This window comes from Streptomyces albidus (ex Kaewkla and Franco 2022) (genome assembly GCF_013870515.1).
Lineage (GTDB): Bacteria > Actinomycetota > Actinomycetes > Streptomycetales > Streptomycetaceae > Streptomyces > Streptomyces albidus.
Window position 1 is genome coordinate 1 of record NZ_JACBXA010000141.1, and the last position, 15,558, is coordinate 15,558.

The 15,558-nt window shown below is 70.2% G+C and carries 8 protein-coding genes and 2 pseudogenes; 3 read left to right on the top strand and 7 right to left on the bottom strand.

All coding sequences use genetic code 11. The annotated features are described in order from the left end of the window. Positions 1-64 precede the first annotated feature (64 nt). Positions 65-610 carry a MarR family winged helix-turn-helix transcriptional regulator gene (locus H5J26_RS19655; protein WP_181767221.1) on the bottom strand — a complete coding sequence of 182 codons (546 nt, stop codon included), beginning with the start codon at positions 608-610 and terminating at the stop codon, positions 65-67. Between the two features lie 117 nt (positions 611-727). Between H5J26_RS19655 and H5J26_RS19660 the strand changes: the two genes are divergently transcribed. Further along, positions 728-2,065 carry an MFS transporter gene (locus H5J26_RS19660; RefSeq protein ID WP_309237985.1) on the top strand — a complete coding sequence of 446 codons (1,338 nt, stop codon included), beginning with the start codon at positions 728-730 and terminating at the stop codon, positions 2,063-2,065. Positions 2,066-2,238: 173 nt separating this feature from the next. Here H5J26_RS19660 and H5J26_RS19665 read toward each other — a convergent pair whose 3' ends face one another. Together H5J26_RS19665 and H5J26_RS19670 are read right to left on the bottom strand one after the other, a co-directional pair. Next, entirely contained in the window at positions 2,239-4,182 is a 1,944-nt protein-coding gene (locus H5J26_RS19665) for an ATP-binding SpoIIE family protein phosphatase (RefSeq protein WP_181767222.1), read from the bottom strand. A 213-nt stretch (positions 4,183-4,395) separates the two neighbouring features. Then, positions 4,396-5,796: an NAD(P)/FAD-dependent oxidoreductase gene (locus H5J26_RS19670; protein WP_181767223.1), complete on the bottom strand. Its 1,401-nt coding sequence runs from the start codon at positions 5,794-5,796 to the stop codon at positions 4,396-4,398. Positions 5,797-6,197: 401 nt separating this feature from the next. Here H5J26_RS19670 and H5J26_RS19675 point away from each other — a divergent pair, with 401 nt between their 5' ends. Beyond that, positions 6,198-7,043 carry a TetR/AcrR family transcriptional regulator gene (locus H5J26_RS19675; RefSeq protein WP_419183824.1) on the top strand — a complete coding sequence of 282 codons (846 nt, stop codon included), beginning with the start codon at positions 6,198-6,200 and terminating at the stop codon, positions 7,041-7,043. Positions 7,044-7,447: 404 nt separating this feature from the next. Then, positions 7,448-9,262: a sigma-70 family RNA polymerase sigma factor gene (locus H5J26_RS19680; protein ID WP_181767225.1), complete on the top strand. Its 1,815-nt coding sequence runs from the start codon at positions 7,448-7,450 to the stop codon at positions 9,260-9,262. A 198-nt stretch (positions 9,263-9,460) separates the two neighbouring features. On the opposite strand, the gene H5J26_RS19685 is transcribed toward H5J26_RS19680, so the two are convergent. From H5J26_RS19685 to H5J26_RS19695, 4 genes and pseudogenes are all read right to left on the bottom strand, one after another. After that, positions 9,461-13,243 (bottom strand): AfsR/SARP family transcriptional regulator, encoded by a 3,783-nt coding sequence (locus tag H5J26_RS19685; RefSeq protein ID WP_181767226.1) that lies wholly within the window; start codon positions 13,241-13,243, stop codon positions 9,461-9,463. A 309-nt stretch (positions 13,244-13,552) separates the two neighbouring features. Beyond that, on the bottom strand, positions 13,553-13,756 hold the full coding sequence (locus tag H5J26_RS32305) for an HIT family protein (protein ID WP_309237986.1): 204 nt from the start codon (positions 13,754-13,756) through the stop codon (positions 13,553-13,555). 73 nt (positions 13,757-13,829) lie between these two features. Continuing rightward, positions 13,830-14,051, bottom strand: a pseudogene (locus tag H5J26_RS32310) (HIT family protein); the annotation flags it as partial. Between the two features lie 70 nt (positions 14,052-14,121). Beyond that, positions 14,122-15,558, bottom strand: a pseudogene (locus H5J26_RS19695) (asparagine synthase); the annotation flags it as partial.

The window sequence follows — 15,558 nt, forward strand, 5'->3', positions numbered from 1 at the left end:
CCGGAGGACACTACGGTTCCGTGTCGGCGATGTCAACTTGCTGCTCAGGGCACTCAACTGCCCCTCAGTCCAGGTCAGTCAGACGACCGCCCGCATCCGGCTGTGCGTGCTCGACGCGGCGGAGCAGGCGTGTGAGCAACTCACCCAACAGCGCCCGCTCGACACTCGTCAGGTCCTGCAGCAGCTCCTCCTCGAACACCGATGCCTTGCGCATCACTTGGAGCCACTTCTCCCGACCCTCGTCGGTGATGCCGATGATGACCCGCACGCGGTTCTCCGGATCGCGCTCTCTCGTCACCAGCCCCTGGGCGAGCATGCGGTCGATCCGGTGGGTCATCGCGGCGGGGGTGAGCCCGAGGCGCTTGGCAATGGTGCCCGGCCAGAGCTGGTAGGGCGAGCCGGCCATCACCAGTTCCTTGAGGACCTCCCACTCGGCATGGCCGAGCCCGAGGGTGACGAGCTGGCGGCCGTAGGCCACGTTCATGCGGCGGTCGAGACGGCTGAGCGCGTTGACCACCTTCTCCACCTGCGGGTCCAGGTCGCGGTATTCGCGCTGGTAGATGGCGACCTGCTCGTCGAGCGTGGGCTGTCGGTCGGGCGCGGGAGGCATGGCTCGAGTATCCCACGTGAACTCGTTCGCCTTGAAGGCTTGCCTTGTGTACTCTTTACCTTCGAACTTTAGCTTCGAAGTCTCCTCCTCGGGGACCTGATTCAGAGGTAGGTGAGTGTGACCACCGCGATGGGCGCTGCGCTGCGCCGGATCCAGTTCGGGAACGCCCTGGCGGCGTTCGGCAACGGCTTCACCGCTCCGTTCCTGTTCGTATACGCGTCGCGTGTGCGGAGTCTGGGGGACGGCACCGCAGGTGCGGTGCTGGCGGTGTTCGCCGTCGTCGCGCTAGCGGTGCTGCCCTTCACCGGACGTGTGATCGACCGGCAGGGCCCGATGCCGATGGCCCTCGGCGGTTCGGTTCTCGGCATGGTGGGTGCCCTGGGGTTCGGCGTTTCCGGGAGCGCCACGAGCGTGCTGGCGTCATCCGCGCTGATGGGCGCTGGGGTCGCCGTGTTGCAGCCGGCCTTGGCGACCATGATCGTGTCGTGCTCGACGAAGGTGACGCGCTCACGTGCCTTCGCCACACAGTTCTTCCTGAACAACCTCGGGCTCGGGGTCGGCGGTCTGCTCGGTGGCCTGATGGTGGACGAACACCGGCCTGCGACGTTCACGTTGTTGTTCGTCATCGAGGCGGCCATGTTCGTCGTGCTGGCGATGGTGCTCGCGACTGTCCGGCTTCCGCAGATGCCGGGAGCGGATGCCGGGCCGGCTCCACAAGCAGGGCGGATCCGCGAGTCCGCCGGTTGGTCCGTGCTGTTCCGTGACCGGTCGATGGTGCTGCTGTGCGTGCTGGGCTTCGTCCTGTTCTTCGCCTGCTACGGGCAGTTCGAGTCGGGGTTGTCGGCATACGCGGTGGAGGTCACCCGAATATCGACGTCCACGCTCGGCATCGCTCTGGCTGCCAACACGGCTGTGATCGTGCTCGCTCAGTACTCGGTGCTGCGGCTGGTCGAACGCCGTCGTCGAAGCCGAGTGGTCGCGCTGGTCGGTGTCATATGGGCGGTGGCATGGCTAGCAGCTGGAGCCTCGGGCCTCGTGCACGGAGCGCAAGCGTTGGCGACCGCACTCCTCATCACCACGTACGCGCTCTTCGGTATGGGTGAGGCGATGCTCTCGCCGACGGTGGCGCCTCTCGTCGCTGACTTGGCGCCCGCACGGATGGTGGGTCAGTACAACTCGGCTTTCGCCCTGGTGAAGCAGTTGGCGCTGGCTGCCGGTCCGGCTGTCGGTGGCCTGCTCGCTGCGATGGGGGCGTACGGGTTCTACATAGTCATGCTCGTGGGCTGCTCCCTCGGGGTGAGCGTGCTCGCGATATGGCTGGGGCGGAGATTGACGGCTGCTCAGGACCGTCCGTACAGGTCCGTCGTGGTCACCGGCAGCAGTGGCGATCGGCGGGAGCTCGACAGCGCGGGCGACAAGGCCGCCGGAAAGCATGCCGAGTTGACCGGTGTCTGACGTCGTCTACGACGTCAGGTGGTCTGGTCATGCCGGGGGTTGGGGAAACGGATCGGGGCCGGTCAGGGGAGGGGCCGTACGTGACTTCCAGACCGGTCCCACCGGCGCCCCGCTGCGGGGACGGGTAGCAAGCTCAGCGAGCTGAGACGGGTGAAGGGGGACGACGCCTGGCGTCAGGCAAGTGGCAGGGCGAACTCGCACCAGACCGACTTGCCGCCTCCCGGTGTCCTGCGAGATCCCCAAGCGGAGGCGACCGTCGCGACGATGGAGATGCCACGGCCGGCCTCGTCCGCGAGTTCCGCTCGGCGGAGGCGCGGCAGGTGGTCGTCCCCGTCGGTGACTTCGACGATGAGCCTGCGGTCCGTACGCCTCAGGCGTAGCCGCATGGGCGGGGTTCCGTGTTGGAGGGAGTTGGCGACCAGTTCGCTGGCCGCGAGCACGCCGAGGTCCTGGAGTTCTCTGGGGAAGCGCCAGGAGGAGAGCACGCCGGACGCGAACGCGCGGGCGCGCGGGGCTGCTTCGGTGCCGCCGAGCAGATCGAGGGCGGCGTTGTGGAACAGCTCCGCGTCCGATCCCGTACGGGCGGGGTGCTGCATGACGAGGACAGCCACGTCGTCGTCATGCTCCGCGGTGATGCCCAGAGAACGCAGCAGTCGGTCGCAGATGATCTCAGGGGAGCCGGTGGCGCCCGCGAAAGCCCGTTCGAGAGTGTCGATGCCTGTATCGATGTCCGCGTCGCGCCGTTCGACGAGACCGTCTGTGTAGAGCACTGCCGAAGACCCGGGCGTCAGTGGCAGCGAGCACGACGAGTGCGTCCAGCCGCCGGTCCCCAGCGGCGGACCGGTCGGTTCGGGTGCGCGCTGAACCGCACCGTCGGCGTCGCGGACGATGATCGGCGGATGACCGGCGGAGGCGTAGTGCAGTAGGCCCTCGTTCGGGTCGTGCACTGCGTAGACGCAGGTGGCGATCTGGCTGGAGTCGATTTCGGCGGCCAGGCCGTCGAGCAGCTGCAGGACCTCGTGCGGTGGAAGGTCGAGGCGGGCGTACGCGCGTACCGCTGTACGGAGTTGCCCCATCACGGCGGCAGCGCGGACGCCGCGGCCCATGACGTCGCCGATGACGAGGGCGGTGCGCCCCGCCCCGAGGGTGATGACGTCGTACCAGTTGCCGCCGACGGCTGCTTCCGTACCGCCCGGCTGGTACGTGGCAGCCACCCGGAGATCGTCGGGCTGCTCCAACTCCTGCGGCAGCAGGCTGCGCTGGAGCGTGACCGCTGCCTCGCGCTGGCGGCGCTCGCTGGCGCGGAGGCGTTCGGCGGCTTCGACCTGGTCGGTGACGTCCGCGGCGAAGATCAGCACGCCGTTCTCGCCGTCGGCTGTGATGGGGGTGCAGGTGAAGGTGTAGAAGGCGTCGCGCTGTTCACGTGTGTCACGGGCGTCGCGGGATTCCCGCGCGTCACGGCCGGCGCGGGTTTCGGCGCCCCCGGACACGCGGCGGGACTTGACGGTGCGCGGCTTGCCGCTGCGCAGCACCTGGTCCATGAGGGGGAGCAGGCCCAGTTCGACGAGTTCCGGGAGGGCCTCGCGAGCGGCCTCGCCCGGCGTACGGGGTCCGAAGACGGAGGTGTACGCGTCGTTGACGTACGCGATCCGGTGGTCGGCGCCGTGTACGACGGCGGCGAGGGCCGGGACCTGGCCGAGCAGGTCGTGGACGGACAAGGCATCGATACTGCGCGTGACGTGCGCACTGGGGATGCCGTCCTCCGACGGGACCGCGACGCCGCTGATGCCGTCAGGCGAGTGCGTCTCCCCGACGGATGCGAGGGAGATCTCAGGGCAGCTGGAACCGTCAGGACCGGCCGTGCCAGATGAGTGGAGTTCGTCCGGACCGGCCGGTGCCGCCGGCGAGTTCGCTTCGACGACGGGGCCGTTGCCGCGGGCGGCGGGGACCGAACCCGCGCTCTCGGGGCATTCCGCACCGTCCGCGCGTTCGATGTTGTCGGCCGTACCGGCGGGGTCGGACGTCTGTTGCGCCTGCGCTGCTGCCTGGGCGGCTCGGTCGGCTGAGGTACGCCGCTGAGTGCCGGGCAGTCGAGCGCTCCAGCGCGTGAAATTCACGGTCGTCCGATTCCTCATGTTGTCCGGGGGACGGCTCCCCCTGGGGCCGTCGACTCACTCTGTGCGGATGCGAGCCCACTCATGGTCACACGATCCGCGTGGTGCGCGGCGCAGACATTGGATCACGCGTCGGTCATCCATGAGATCACTCGGCGGCCCTCACGTCAGGCGGCCCGCCGAGCCTCCGCGGAGTCGCGGAGCCCTCGTCCGATCTCAGGTTCGCTCGGTGGGGCGACCGCTGCCGGCGGCGATCTCGAATTCGGCGCGCGGATGCTCGAGCGAACCGAGGGAGACGATCTCACGCTTGAAGAGCCCTGCCAGGGTCCATTCAGCGAGCACGCGCGCCTTTCTGTTGACGGTGGGGACACGGCTGAGGTGGTAGGCCCGGTGCATGAACCACGCCGGGTAGCCCTTCAGCTTGCGCCCGTAGACGTGCGCGACGCCCTTGTGCAGCCCCAGTGAGGCGACGGAGCCCGCGTAAGCGTGACGGTAGTCGTTCGACGGCTCACCCCGCAGGGTGGCGGCGAGATTGTCCGCGAGGCGCCGGGCCTGACGTACCGCGTGCTGCGCGTTGGGGGCGCACAGCGCTTCGGTCTCGCCCTTCTCCCGTGCGATGAGGTCGGGCACGGCGGCGGCGTCGCCCGCCGACCAGGCGTGGTCGACTCCGTCGATGCGAAGCGCCGCCGTGCACCGGAGGCGCCCGCGGTCGTTGAGGGGCATACCGGCGGCCTTGAGGATGGGGTGCGGCTTGACGCCGGCGGTCCAGACGAGGGTGCGGGTGGGGTGCCGGGAGCCGTCGCTCAGCACTGCGACGCGGTTCTCGCAGGAGTCGAGGCGCGTCTCGAGGCGCACGTCGATGTTCCTGGCCCGAAGCTCGCGGAGGGCGTACGTGCCCATCTCTTCGCCGACCTCGGGAAGGATCTTCCCGGCGGCTTCGACGAGCACGAACTTCATCTCTTCGGCACGGACGTTGTGGTAGTAGCGGCAGGCGTACCGGGCCATGTCCTCCAGTTCCGCGAGTGCCTCCACCCCTGCGTAGCCGCCGCCGACGAAGACGAAGGTGAGGGCAGCGTCCCGTACCTCGGGGTTGCGGGTGGAGGAGGCGATGTCGAGCTGTTCGAGCACGTGGTTGCGGAGCCCGATGGCTTCTTCCACGGTCTTGAAGCCGATGCCGTGCTCTGCCAGTCCCGGGACGGGGAGGGTGCGGGAGACGGAACCGGGTGCCAGAACGAGCTCGGTGTAGGAGATCTCGACGGGGCCGGTGCCCTCCTCCGCGGTGGCCAGCGTCCGGACGTGGGCCACTCGCCGGTCGTGGTCGATGGACTCGGCCTCGCCGATGACGAGGCGGCAGCCCGACAGGACCCTGCGCAGAGGTACGACGACGTGACGCGGGGAGATCGATCCCGCCGCCGCTTCGGGGAGGAACGGCTGATACGTCATGTACGGCTCGGGATCGAGCACGACGATCTCGACGCCGCCCTCGGCTGCGCCGTCCTGGTTCTGCCCCTGCGCGGTGCGCTTGAGCTGCTGCTTCAGCTTCCGCTGGAGGCGGAGGGCCGTGTACATGCCTACATAGCCGCCGCCGACGACAAGAATGCGCGCGGTTTCGTTCATCGCCTTCGTCACTCGTCCATGACGCACCCGCATCAGGGTGTTTGTCCACAGGCTCAGAGAAATTGTGTGGCTGGTGGAGGTTCGCTCTCCGCTTTCACCGCCTGATCCCGGCGGGAGATGTTCTCGCAGGTCGGACAGATGGGAGAAAGGCGCTGGACGCAGCAGGAGGGGGCGGAACACAGTGCCACTTCGGCCATGCTGGGACGGCTGCGAACCCACCCCTTCTCTCTCGACCGGGGCTCAACTATCTTCGTGGGGTCGGGGGTGCGGTGCTTGACGACCGCGGTGCCAGCGCCACCGGCCGCGACAGCGCGAGGGTCTCCGGGGGGAGACTTGATGACCGGGGGAAAACATATATGCGCATTCAGGGTATTCACGGCTCTCATTCCATTGCCACCGCCATGTCGGCGGCAACCGACAGTGGGAGCCACGGGGCGGGAAGCGGCATCAGCAAGATCGGTGCCGCTGGAGGAACCGGCGGCGTCGAGAGGCCCGCTGAGACAGGGCCCGCGCCGCGCCCCACTCCACTGCGAGTGGACGCTCAACGAAATCTGGAACATGTACTGCGAGCGGCCCGCGAGGTCTTCGGCGAGCTGGGCTACGGCGCGCCGATGGAGGACGTCGCGAGGCGTGCCCGGGTCGGAGTCGGGACGGTCTACCGCCGTTTCCCGAGCAAGGACGTGCTGGTCCGGCGCATAGCCGAGGAGGAGACGGCCCGCCTCACCGAGCAGGCACGTGCGGCCCTGGGCCAGGAGCAGGAGCCGTGGTCCGCACTGTCCCGCTTCCTTCGCACGTCGGTGGCCTCAGGTGCGGGTCGGCTGCTGCCGCCTCGGATACTGCGCGCGGACGGCTGGACCAACGGCCCCACGGCGCCGGACACTTCGGCGCGCGTGCCGCAGCAGCGGCAGGCCGAGTCCGGGCAGGAGGGCCAGCCGGGTCTCAGGCTCGTCGAGGAAGGCACCTCTTCCGTCCTTGGACTTCCCCAGGGGCACCTGGAGGTGCCGGTTGACGGCCTGGAGGGCTTCGAAGAGGACTCCGGCTGCGCCGAGTTGCTGAGTGTGGTCGGTCAGCTGGTGCAACGAGCCCGGGACGCGGGGGAGTTGCGTACCGATGTGACGGTGGGCGACGTGCTGCTCGTGATAGCCACGGCCGCACCCTCGCTTCCCGACGCTGCCCAACAGGCCGCGGCCTCAAGGCGGTTGCTCGACATCTTGCTCGAGGGTCTGCGCCCGCGCCCCAGGACGTGAGCTGCGTGTGAGCGTGAGCTGATTCGGCGGAGCGCCACTCGTGCGGGCGGGAATTCGCAGTAGCACCATGCGAAAACCCCTCAAACGAGTGGCTGCTTTCCGTCGGAGCGGTTACCAGACGCCGTCGCTGTGCCAGGCTTGCCCGATCCTTGTCTGTGACAGCGTCTACGGGGGCCGCCGCGGTGGGTTCTGAGAAACGGGAAGACCCGACGGAATCGGCAGAGCCGGACCGTACGGGCGAGCGACCCTTAGGGCGAGTGTCACCGCTGATCCCGCAGCAGGGCAGGTCGTCGGGCAGGGAAACGCATCGGGAGCGTTCCGGGCCCGACGCCGACCCGTCCGCTCAGCGCTCTGAGGGTGATCCGTCCGCAGGACGTACAGCTGCGGGGGGCGCGCCCAACGGCATGTCGTCAGCGGAGGGCACGGCTCTGGACGGGACCGACGAGGTCCCGGCCTCCGACGTCCATCTCCTCCTACGCATGCGAGAGGGAGACAGCAGCGCCTACGAGGAGCTGTACCGACGGCACGTGGGTGCGGTCCGGCGCTACGCCCGTACGTGCTGCCGGAGTTCGCAGACTGCGGAGGACCTCACCAACGAGGTCTTCGCTCGCACCCTCCAGGCCGTACGGGGCGGCAAGGGGCCGATCAGATCCGTACGTGCCTATCTGCTGACGTCTGTCCGGCACGTCGGAGCAGCGTGGGCGAGGACGGAGCAGCGGGAGCAACTCGTCGAGGACTTCGCTGTGTTCGCGCAGTCGGCGGCAGGCGGGAAGAGGACGGCGAACGACACGCCTGCCACCCCGGGTGCGGACGTTCGGGCGATGCAGGCGGCGGAACAGACGCTGGTGGTACAGGCGTTCAAGAGTCTGTCGGAGAGAGACCAGACGGTCCTGTGGCACACGACTGTGGAGGAGGCCAACCCAAGGGATGTCGCCCCGATGCTGGGGCTCTCGGACAACGCCACGGCAGTGGCCGCACACCGTGCACGGGAGAACCTGCGAAGGGCGTACCTGCAGGCGCATGTCAGCGACTCGCTGACCACCGGCGGTGACTGTGCTCGCTATGCGGACCGGCTCGGCGCATACGCGCGCGGGGGCCTGCGTACCCGTGCCGAGTCGGGGATGCGCAAGCACCTTGATCAGTGCGCACGGTGCCAGACCGCCGCAGCTGAGGTCATGAACCTCAACGAGCGCATGCGCGTTCTGGTCCCGGTGGCCTTCATCGGCTGGTTCGCGTCGGCCGGCGGCACGAAGACCTTCGCGGCGCTGCTCGCGGGTACGGGCACGACGGCCGCGGCAGGCGGCTCCGCGGCCGCGGGTGGAGGCTCCGCCGGAGGTTCGGCGGGCTCAGCGTCCTCCGAAGGGCTCGGCATGCCCGCGAAGGTGGGCCTCGGTGCGCTGACCGCGACACTCGCGGGGGTCACTCTGGTCTTCGCCCTGGCAGGGACCAGCGCCAAGGAACAGGCGGCCGGTCCGGAGCCCGGTCCTTCCGCTGCTCCGGGTGTGCCACCCGAGGCAACGCAGAAGCCCGGCGAGGAAGGGGAGCAGAGACCTGGAGACCCGGGAGGGTCCGAACAAGGCGACGGGAGCAGCGATTCCGAGCTGCCCCTTCCGGGACCGCGTCCCGAGCCGCCGGGCTCCGGCGTGGACCCGGACATGCCCTCCCCCTCCCCCAGCGGCACTGAGGCGCAGGAGCCCAGCGCCCCGCCCTCACCGACGCCTTCGCCCACCACCCCCACTGAACCTCCTCCCGAGACGCCTCCCCCACCGCCGGCCGAGGACTTCCAGGTCAATCAGCTCCACTGGAGCCTGCTCTCCTTGGGCGACGACCAGGGCAAGCCACGGTTGCGTGCCATCACCAGCAGCTGGCTGTGGCAGCGCTACGACATGAGCGTCGGCGGCACCCCGTTCGAGTACGGCGTGAGCGTCCACGCGCCGTCGTCCGTGACGATCGAACTCAACCGCAGCTGCAAGGTGTTCGAGGCCCAAGCCGGAGTCGACGACGTCACGCGCCGTGCCGGACCCGTGCGCTTCTCGGTGTACGCGGACGGGGCACGGCTGTGGACTTCGCGCGCGATCCGGGGCGGCGAGTCACCTGTGCCGGTGCACGTCCCTCTGACCGGTGACGAGCGGACCGTGCGCCTGAAGGTCACACCGCAGTCGCCGTTCAGCATCGTGGCGCTGGCGGACTGGGCGGAAGCCAAGATCAGTTGCCGGTGAGCGGTGCGTCGTCGGGCTGATGCCCGGCCGCCTTGCTGCTGCGGTGGGCTCGCCTTTCCTCGTCTGTGCGTGGCTCTGGTGGGTTCGTGCGCCGTGGTGCCTGTCGATTCCGGCTGGGCTGTCCGTACGGGTGCTGTCCGCTCGGGCTGTCCGGGAGAGCTCCAGCCCCTGGCGTTGTGTGGCCTGAGCGACCGCTGGCTAGCCGTCGAGAAGCGCGTCGAGCAGGGCGCACGCCTCATCGACGGTGGGGGGCTCCGCGCCTACGGGCTCGCCGCTCGACGCCTGAGCCCAGGGCAGGGGAGACGGCGACGGCGAGGACAAGGACGATGGCGTCGCGCCGGTATCGGTCTGCTCCGGCGTACTCCCGGGCTCCTCGATCTCGGCCGCGGCGTGCGCCCGTACAAAATCCTCCATGCGGGACTCCGGGACGCCGGCGGTCAGTTCGCCACGCTGACGCCCGGCAGCGTCGACCAGTCGCAGCGCGGTGCGCGGATGTCCCCCGGCGAGCGTCACCGAGGCCGCAGCGAGCAGGACGTGCGCGAGCAAAGCCTCAGGGGCACCGACGTCGACTCCCCTGCGCAGCGCCCCCCGCACCTCGCGTACGGCGTCCGGCATCGCCCGCCCCTCGGCTGCCGAGATGCGGGCGCCCAGCGCGCTCAGCGCCACCTCGAAGATGACAGGGGGTGTGCCGAGCGCCGCATACGACTCCGTCTCCCTGTGGAGCTTCCTTGCCAGCACCGGATCCCCGCTCTCCAGCGTGATCAGGGAACGGATGCAGCAGGCGAACGCACGGGCGTCGGCGATGCCGAGCCGTGCGGCGTCCTCCCCGGCGAGCCGGGCCAGGCTCTCCGCCTCCTCGCTGTCGCCCTGCCTGTAGCGGATGTCGGCGATGCGGCAGTTGAGGAACGGCAACTCGGTGATGGCGCAGAGCTGTTGGGCGTACCGGCGCGCCGCTTCGTACTCCTTGATGGCCTCTTCGTACCGGCCGTGCTGCACATCGAACTCGGCACGAAGGCCCGAGACTTGGGAGAGCAGCCATCGGTCGCCGGTGGATCTGGCCAGAGCCTCGATCTCGGCCATGTCGTCGTACGCGAGCGAGAGGCCGCCTGCCACGTCGACTCGGATGTGGGCCCTGAACAGGAGTGAGACGGCCAGTTCCCACGCCTGTCCGTACCTGCGGCAGGTGTCGACGGAGACGTCCATCAAGTCGGCGACGCCCTTGCTTCCCGTCTGGACGAAGGCTGTGAACGGCCACAACAGGCCCGGCATGCGCGCTGATTCGGGGCGGGGCCGACGGAAGAAGTCGAGGAGTCCGAGGAGATCGCGGCGGTGACTCTCGTCCTTGAACGTGTCGTTGGGCTCCTGCTCGGAGAGCAGGAAGTAGCGCAGGAGCTGGAATTCCCGGTAGAGGAGTTCCGTGTCCTCGTCCCGTTCCGCGGAGTCTCCGGGCAGCAGGTCCAGGGCGCGTTGTATCCAACGGGCCCCCTCGTCACGGTAGTTGCGCAGCCACCAGAACCAGCCCATCGCGCGGACGAAGGCGAACACCGCGCTGGTGGCCGTCTCCTTCACCTTCTCAGCCGTGTCAGCCGTGTCAGCCGTGTTCGCATGCTGAAGGGTGCGGTGAAGGGCGGCACGTACGTTGTCGAGGTCGGCCTCCAAGCGCGACAGCCAGGTCAGTTGGGCGTCCGAGCGCAGCCGCGGCTCCGCAGCGGTGACGAAGCGGAGCAACTGCTCGGTGTGCCGCGTCTCGGCGGAGGCCAGGTCGGCGGGGTGCGCCGCAGCGCGTTCGTTCGCGTACTCCTGGATGGTCTCCAGCATCCGGTAGCGGACCCCGCTCCCGTGCTGGGCGCTCGCGGGCCGGGCAGTCCCGGGCTGGGCGAGCCGGACATCCCCGTGGGGCCCCTTCAACCGATCCTGCTCAGGCTCCTGTTGGGGCGGGGGCTCGGGCTGTTGTTGGGGCTGCTCGGCGATGAGGATGGACTTGTCCACGAGCGTGCCGAGCACGTCCAGCACGTCGCCCTCGTCGACCAGGCGCGCCCCGTCACGTTCATGGCCCAGGCCCGCCCCGTCCGTCCACTCGCCGTCCCGGGAACCAGATGCGCCGACGCCCGGGAGGTCCGCGCACACGTACTCCGCCGCCGTGAGGGTGCAGCCGCCCGAGAAGACGGACAGGCGGCGCAGCACGGTGCGTTCACGCTCGTCGAGCAGATCCCACGACCAGTCGACGACGGCACGCAACGTCTGCTGGCGCGGCAGCACCGTACGGCTTCCGCTGGTGAGAAGGCGGAAGCGGTCGTCCAGCCGGTCGGCGATCTGTCGCGGGGTGAGCGAACGGAGCCGGGCCGCGGCCAGTTCGATGGCGAGGGGAAGTCCGTCCAGCCGACGGCAGATCTCTGCGACGGCCTCAGGGTCGGAGCCCATGTCGAACCCGGCCCGTGCCGCCGCAGCACGGTCGGCGAAGAGGCGGTGTGCGGGCTCCGGGGGCAGCGGTTCGACGGGACGTACGGTCTCGCCCGGCACCCCGAGCGGCTCCCGGCTGGTGGCCAGCACGGTGAGTCCTGGGCTGTGTGCGAGCAGGGTCTCGGCGAGGTGGGCGGCAGCGTCGATGACGTGCTCGCAGTTGTCGAGCACGATCAACAGGCGCCGCTGAGCGCAGTGTTCGAGGAGCCGGGCCATCGCGTCGCTCGCCGGTTCGGGTGCCCCCCCGACACCGGCGAGGGTGCCCGTCGCTCCCGTACGGCCGACGGCCGGCCCCGACTCGATGGTGCCGGTGCGCAGGGCGGTGCTTCGGCGTCCGAGGGCGCTGAGGACTGCGCCGGGAACGGCCGAGGGGTGGTCGAGCGGGGCGAGTTCGACGAGCCACGCACCATCGGGGTACGGGGAGCCTGCGTGGTGGGAGTCGGCGCTGCGGAGGTCGGCGTAGGGCGAACCGGCGTACGGCGAACCGGATCCCCCTGCACCGAAGGCCGCCGCCTCCTCGGAGAGCCGAGTCTTGCCGGAGCCGCCGGGGCCGGTGAGCGTGACGAGACGGGAGCGCGCGAGGTCGGCGCGGAGGGTGTCGAGGTCGGATTCGCGGCCGACGAAGCTGGTCAGGCGGGTGCGCAGGTTCCCCGGCGTGCTGCGCGCACCGGCGAGGGACGGCCCCCGGTCGGCGCCCGCACCACCGCGCCCTCCGACGGCGCCATTCCCCGAGACCCCGAGTCCGCCACCCTCACCAGGCTCGTGACCGCCGCCCGCACCGTCGCCGTCCGCCGCGAGCAACTCCGCATGCAGTACCCGTAGTTCGGGGCCGGGATCGACGCCGAGCCGTGCTGCGATCTCCCGTCGCACGGCCTCGTAGGCGGCCAGCGCCTCAGCCTGACGCCCGGCGTCCCTCAACGCCCGTATGAGAAGCGCGTGCAGCGGCTCGTCGAGTGGCTGCCCGGCAGCGAGCTGGTGCAGTTCGGGGAGCACTTGGGCCGCACGCCCGAGGGCCAGGTCGGCGGCGATGCGCCGTTGCTGCACCCTCGTCCGCTGGGCCTCGGGACGGGCCGCCGCGGCGCCCCTGTCCGGCAGGTCGGCCAGCGCGGGCCCGCGCCACAGGGCGAGGGCGTCACGGAACAGCCTTGCGGCAGCGGCGGCGTCACCGGCGTCCAGGGCCGACTCGCCTTCGCGGGCGAGGCGTTGAAAGCAGTGCAGGTCGATGTCCTCGGGCCCGGCACGGAGCCGGTAGCCGCCGGGCAGCGACTCGACGGCGTCCCGCCCGATGGCCCTGCGCAGACGTCCGACGAGGGCCTGGAGCGCGGCCGTCGCATCATCGGGCAGACCGCCGTCCGCGTCCGCCCACACGTCGTTGATCAGCACCTCGACGGGTACGGGCGACGAGCTGTCCGCGTGCAGCGCGAGCGCGGCGAAGAGCGCACGCAGGCGCGTCCCACCCAGTGGGACCGCTTCTCCGTGCTCGTCGAGCGCCTCGGAGGCACCCAGGATCAGATACCGCACTGGTCCATTGTCACCGAGCGTGGCGGACTTCCCGGAAGAATTTCCGTCTCGAACCGTCTCGGCCCGTCCCTGTCTCTCTCAGCCCCGCTCCGTCGGCGAGAGCCCGAGCGTCCGGGGCACCACGGGCGTGGACTGGACGATCGAGGTGGTGGTCTGCCCGTACAGCAGGACCGCGCCCGTGGTCGGATCCACGGAGCCGTGCCCAGTGGGCAGAGGTACTCCACGGCAGAGGTACTCCACGGCAGAGGTCCTCCACGACAGAGGTCCTCCACGACAGAGATGGCCCCCGGCGGACGCGGTCCGGGTGGCTCAGCCGTGTCGCGACGTGAGCGCCGTCAGCCCGGCCCGTACGGCGGCGGCGCTGTCCTCGAGCTCCGCGCGCTCCCGCACCCGCCAGTCGGCTTCGATCTTGAATCCGTCGCCGGCGAACCGGGGGACGACGTGCAGGTGCACATGGAAGACCTCCTGGAAGGCGGCCGCGCCGTCGGCCAGAAAAGAGGTTGACGCCCTCACATCTCAGGTCCGAACGCCGCACCGCGCGGGCAAGCCGGTGTCCGGCCGTCCACACCCGGGCGCCGAGGTTCTCGTCCAGGTCCTCCAGACCCGCTGCGTGCGTCCTCGGGACGACGAGCAGGTGGCCGGGGGTGACGGGGCGGAGATCCATGAAGGCCATCACCGTGTCGTCCTCGTACACGGTGCTCGACTCGGCCTGTCCGGACTCGATGTCACAGAAGACGCATTCGCCGACGGTCAACGTCCCTCCCAACGCGACGGAATGGTTCGACTTCCTCGACCCGGGGTGCTGCATCACGGCCTGGCCGGTTCTCGACGCGAGAACTCAACTGGCCATGCCCGGAACGAGGTTCACGGCCGAGCGTTCACAGTGCCGGTCTCTGCTGGGCCGGCAGAACCCCGCCCGCGACCGCACGCTGACGCGGAGCGGCCGACCCTGTCCAGCACGTGCCGCGACGTGAGATGAGCCGACGCAGCCACAGCTCCGTGGAGACAAGGTCGGCAAGGCCGTCGAGGGGCAGTGGTTCGCCCTCAGAGGCGGCACGGATCGCCTTCCGTACGACCCTCGCCTCGACAAGACCCGCGTCCGCGAGGAGCGGTGCGTCGAAGAGCTGGATGAGATCGCCCGCGGCCGCACGCAGCCCCGCCCGTACGGAGGCCGCCTGGTACGCGTACGACGGAGCGCCCCAGCCCGGGGGCAGTTCGTGCACGCCGGCCCCTCTCAGCACCGCCCGCAACACCGCGGCCCTGGCACCCGGCTTGACCCGCAGCGCTTCGGGCAGGTCGCGGCAGGCGCGTACGACCTGGTTGTCGTAGAAGGGAGCGTGCAGCCGCTGGTTGCGGATCTCGGCGGCCTGCTCGAGGACGCGATGGTCGGCGGCCTGACGTGCGAGGGCTGCACGCGCACGGCGTTCACCCGGGCGTTCGCTGGAGGAGCGGAGCCTTGCCGCGGCCTCCAGCCGCATCGACACCTCGGCGAGTGCCTCCCCGGTCAGCCAGCGAGCTGCCGGGCCGGGGCGGCACCAGGTGAGCGCGGCGACGGAGGCCCCGACGGCGCCCTCACTGCCGTAACCGCCGGCGCCGCCGAAGACCCCCAGGTCGGCAAAACCTTTTCCCAGGTCGGCGCCGAGGCCGGCGTCGTCCTGCGAACTGCGGCCGTTCGAGGGCCCGTTGTTCCCGAGGCCGCCCGTACGCAGCCGAAGGGCCGCCTCGGCGATCCCGTCCCGGTACTGCGTGCGGGCCAGCCGTCGCGCAGCCCGGTACACGGTCCAGGGCACCAGTACGGATCTGCCGGGAGGTACGTCTTCCGCGCGTGCCAGCGCCGCGACAGGTCGCAGCAGGTGACGGCGGCGACGGTCCATCAACAGGTCGGCGAGGCGCGCTGGATGAGCATCCAGCACCTGGCGGGCGCCGAGTCCGACGAAGTGGTCGGAGCTGCCGACCGCGAGCCGCTGGCGGTGCCGGTCCGCGACGACGAGCGAGGGACCCGGCTCGTCCGTGAGCGGGCCCTCCAACTCTGCGTAGGGCAGGGCGTCTTCACCCGCCGCGACGACGAGGTGGTGCAGCCGCGGATTCTCGGCGATGCTGCGGGCGCGTTCCAGCTCGGCGGCGGCCGAAGTGGCGCTGGTGGCGAGGTCGTTGAAGGTGACGGCGAGCAGGCGCTCGCCGGCCTCCGCCCCGAGCGTGCCGTGCACGGTGCCTGGCATGCCGGGCAGTCCCGCCGCGAGCAGCGCGAGGGTGCCGGATGCGGCTTGTTGGGTCCGTAGGCGTAGTACTCGATCTCGCCCGAGTAGCAGCCGTCT

Bases quoted from the DNA above. Each gene is read 5' to 3' on its own strand.
- H5J26_RS19670 (WP_181767223.1), bottom strand. From the start codon at position 5,796: ATGAACGAAACCGCGCGCATTCTTGTCGTCGGCGGCGGCTATGTAGGC.
- H5J26_RS19655 (WP_181767221.1), bottom strand. From the start codon at position 610: ATGCCTCCCGCGCCCGACCGACAGCCCACGCTCGACGAGCAGGTCGCC.
- H5J26_RS19675 (WP_419183824.1), top strand. From the start codon at position 6,198: ATGTCGGCGGCAACCGACAGTGGGAGCCACGGGGCGGGAAGCGGCATC.
- H5J26_RS19680 (WP_181767225.1), top strand. From the start codon at position 7,448: ATGTCGTCAGCGGAGGGCACGGCTCTGGACGGGACCGACGAGGTCCCG.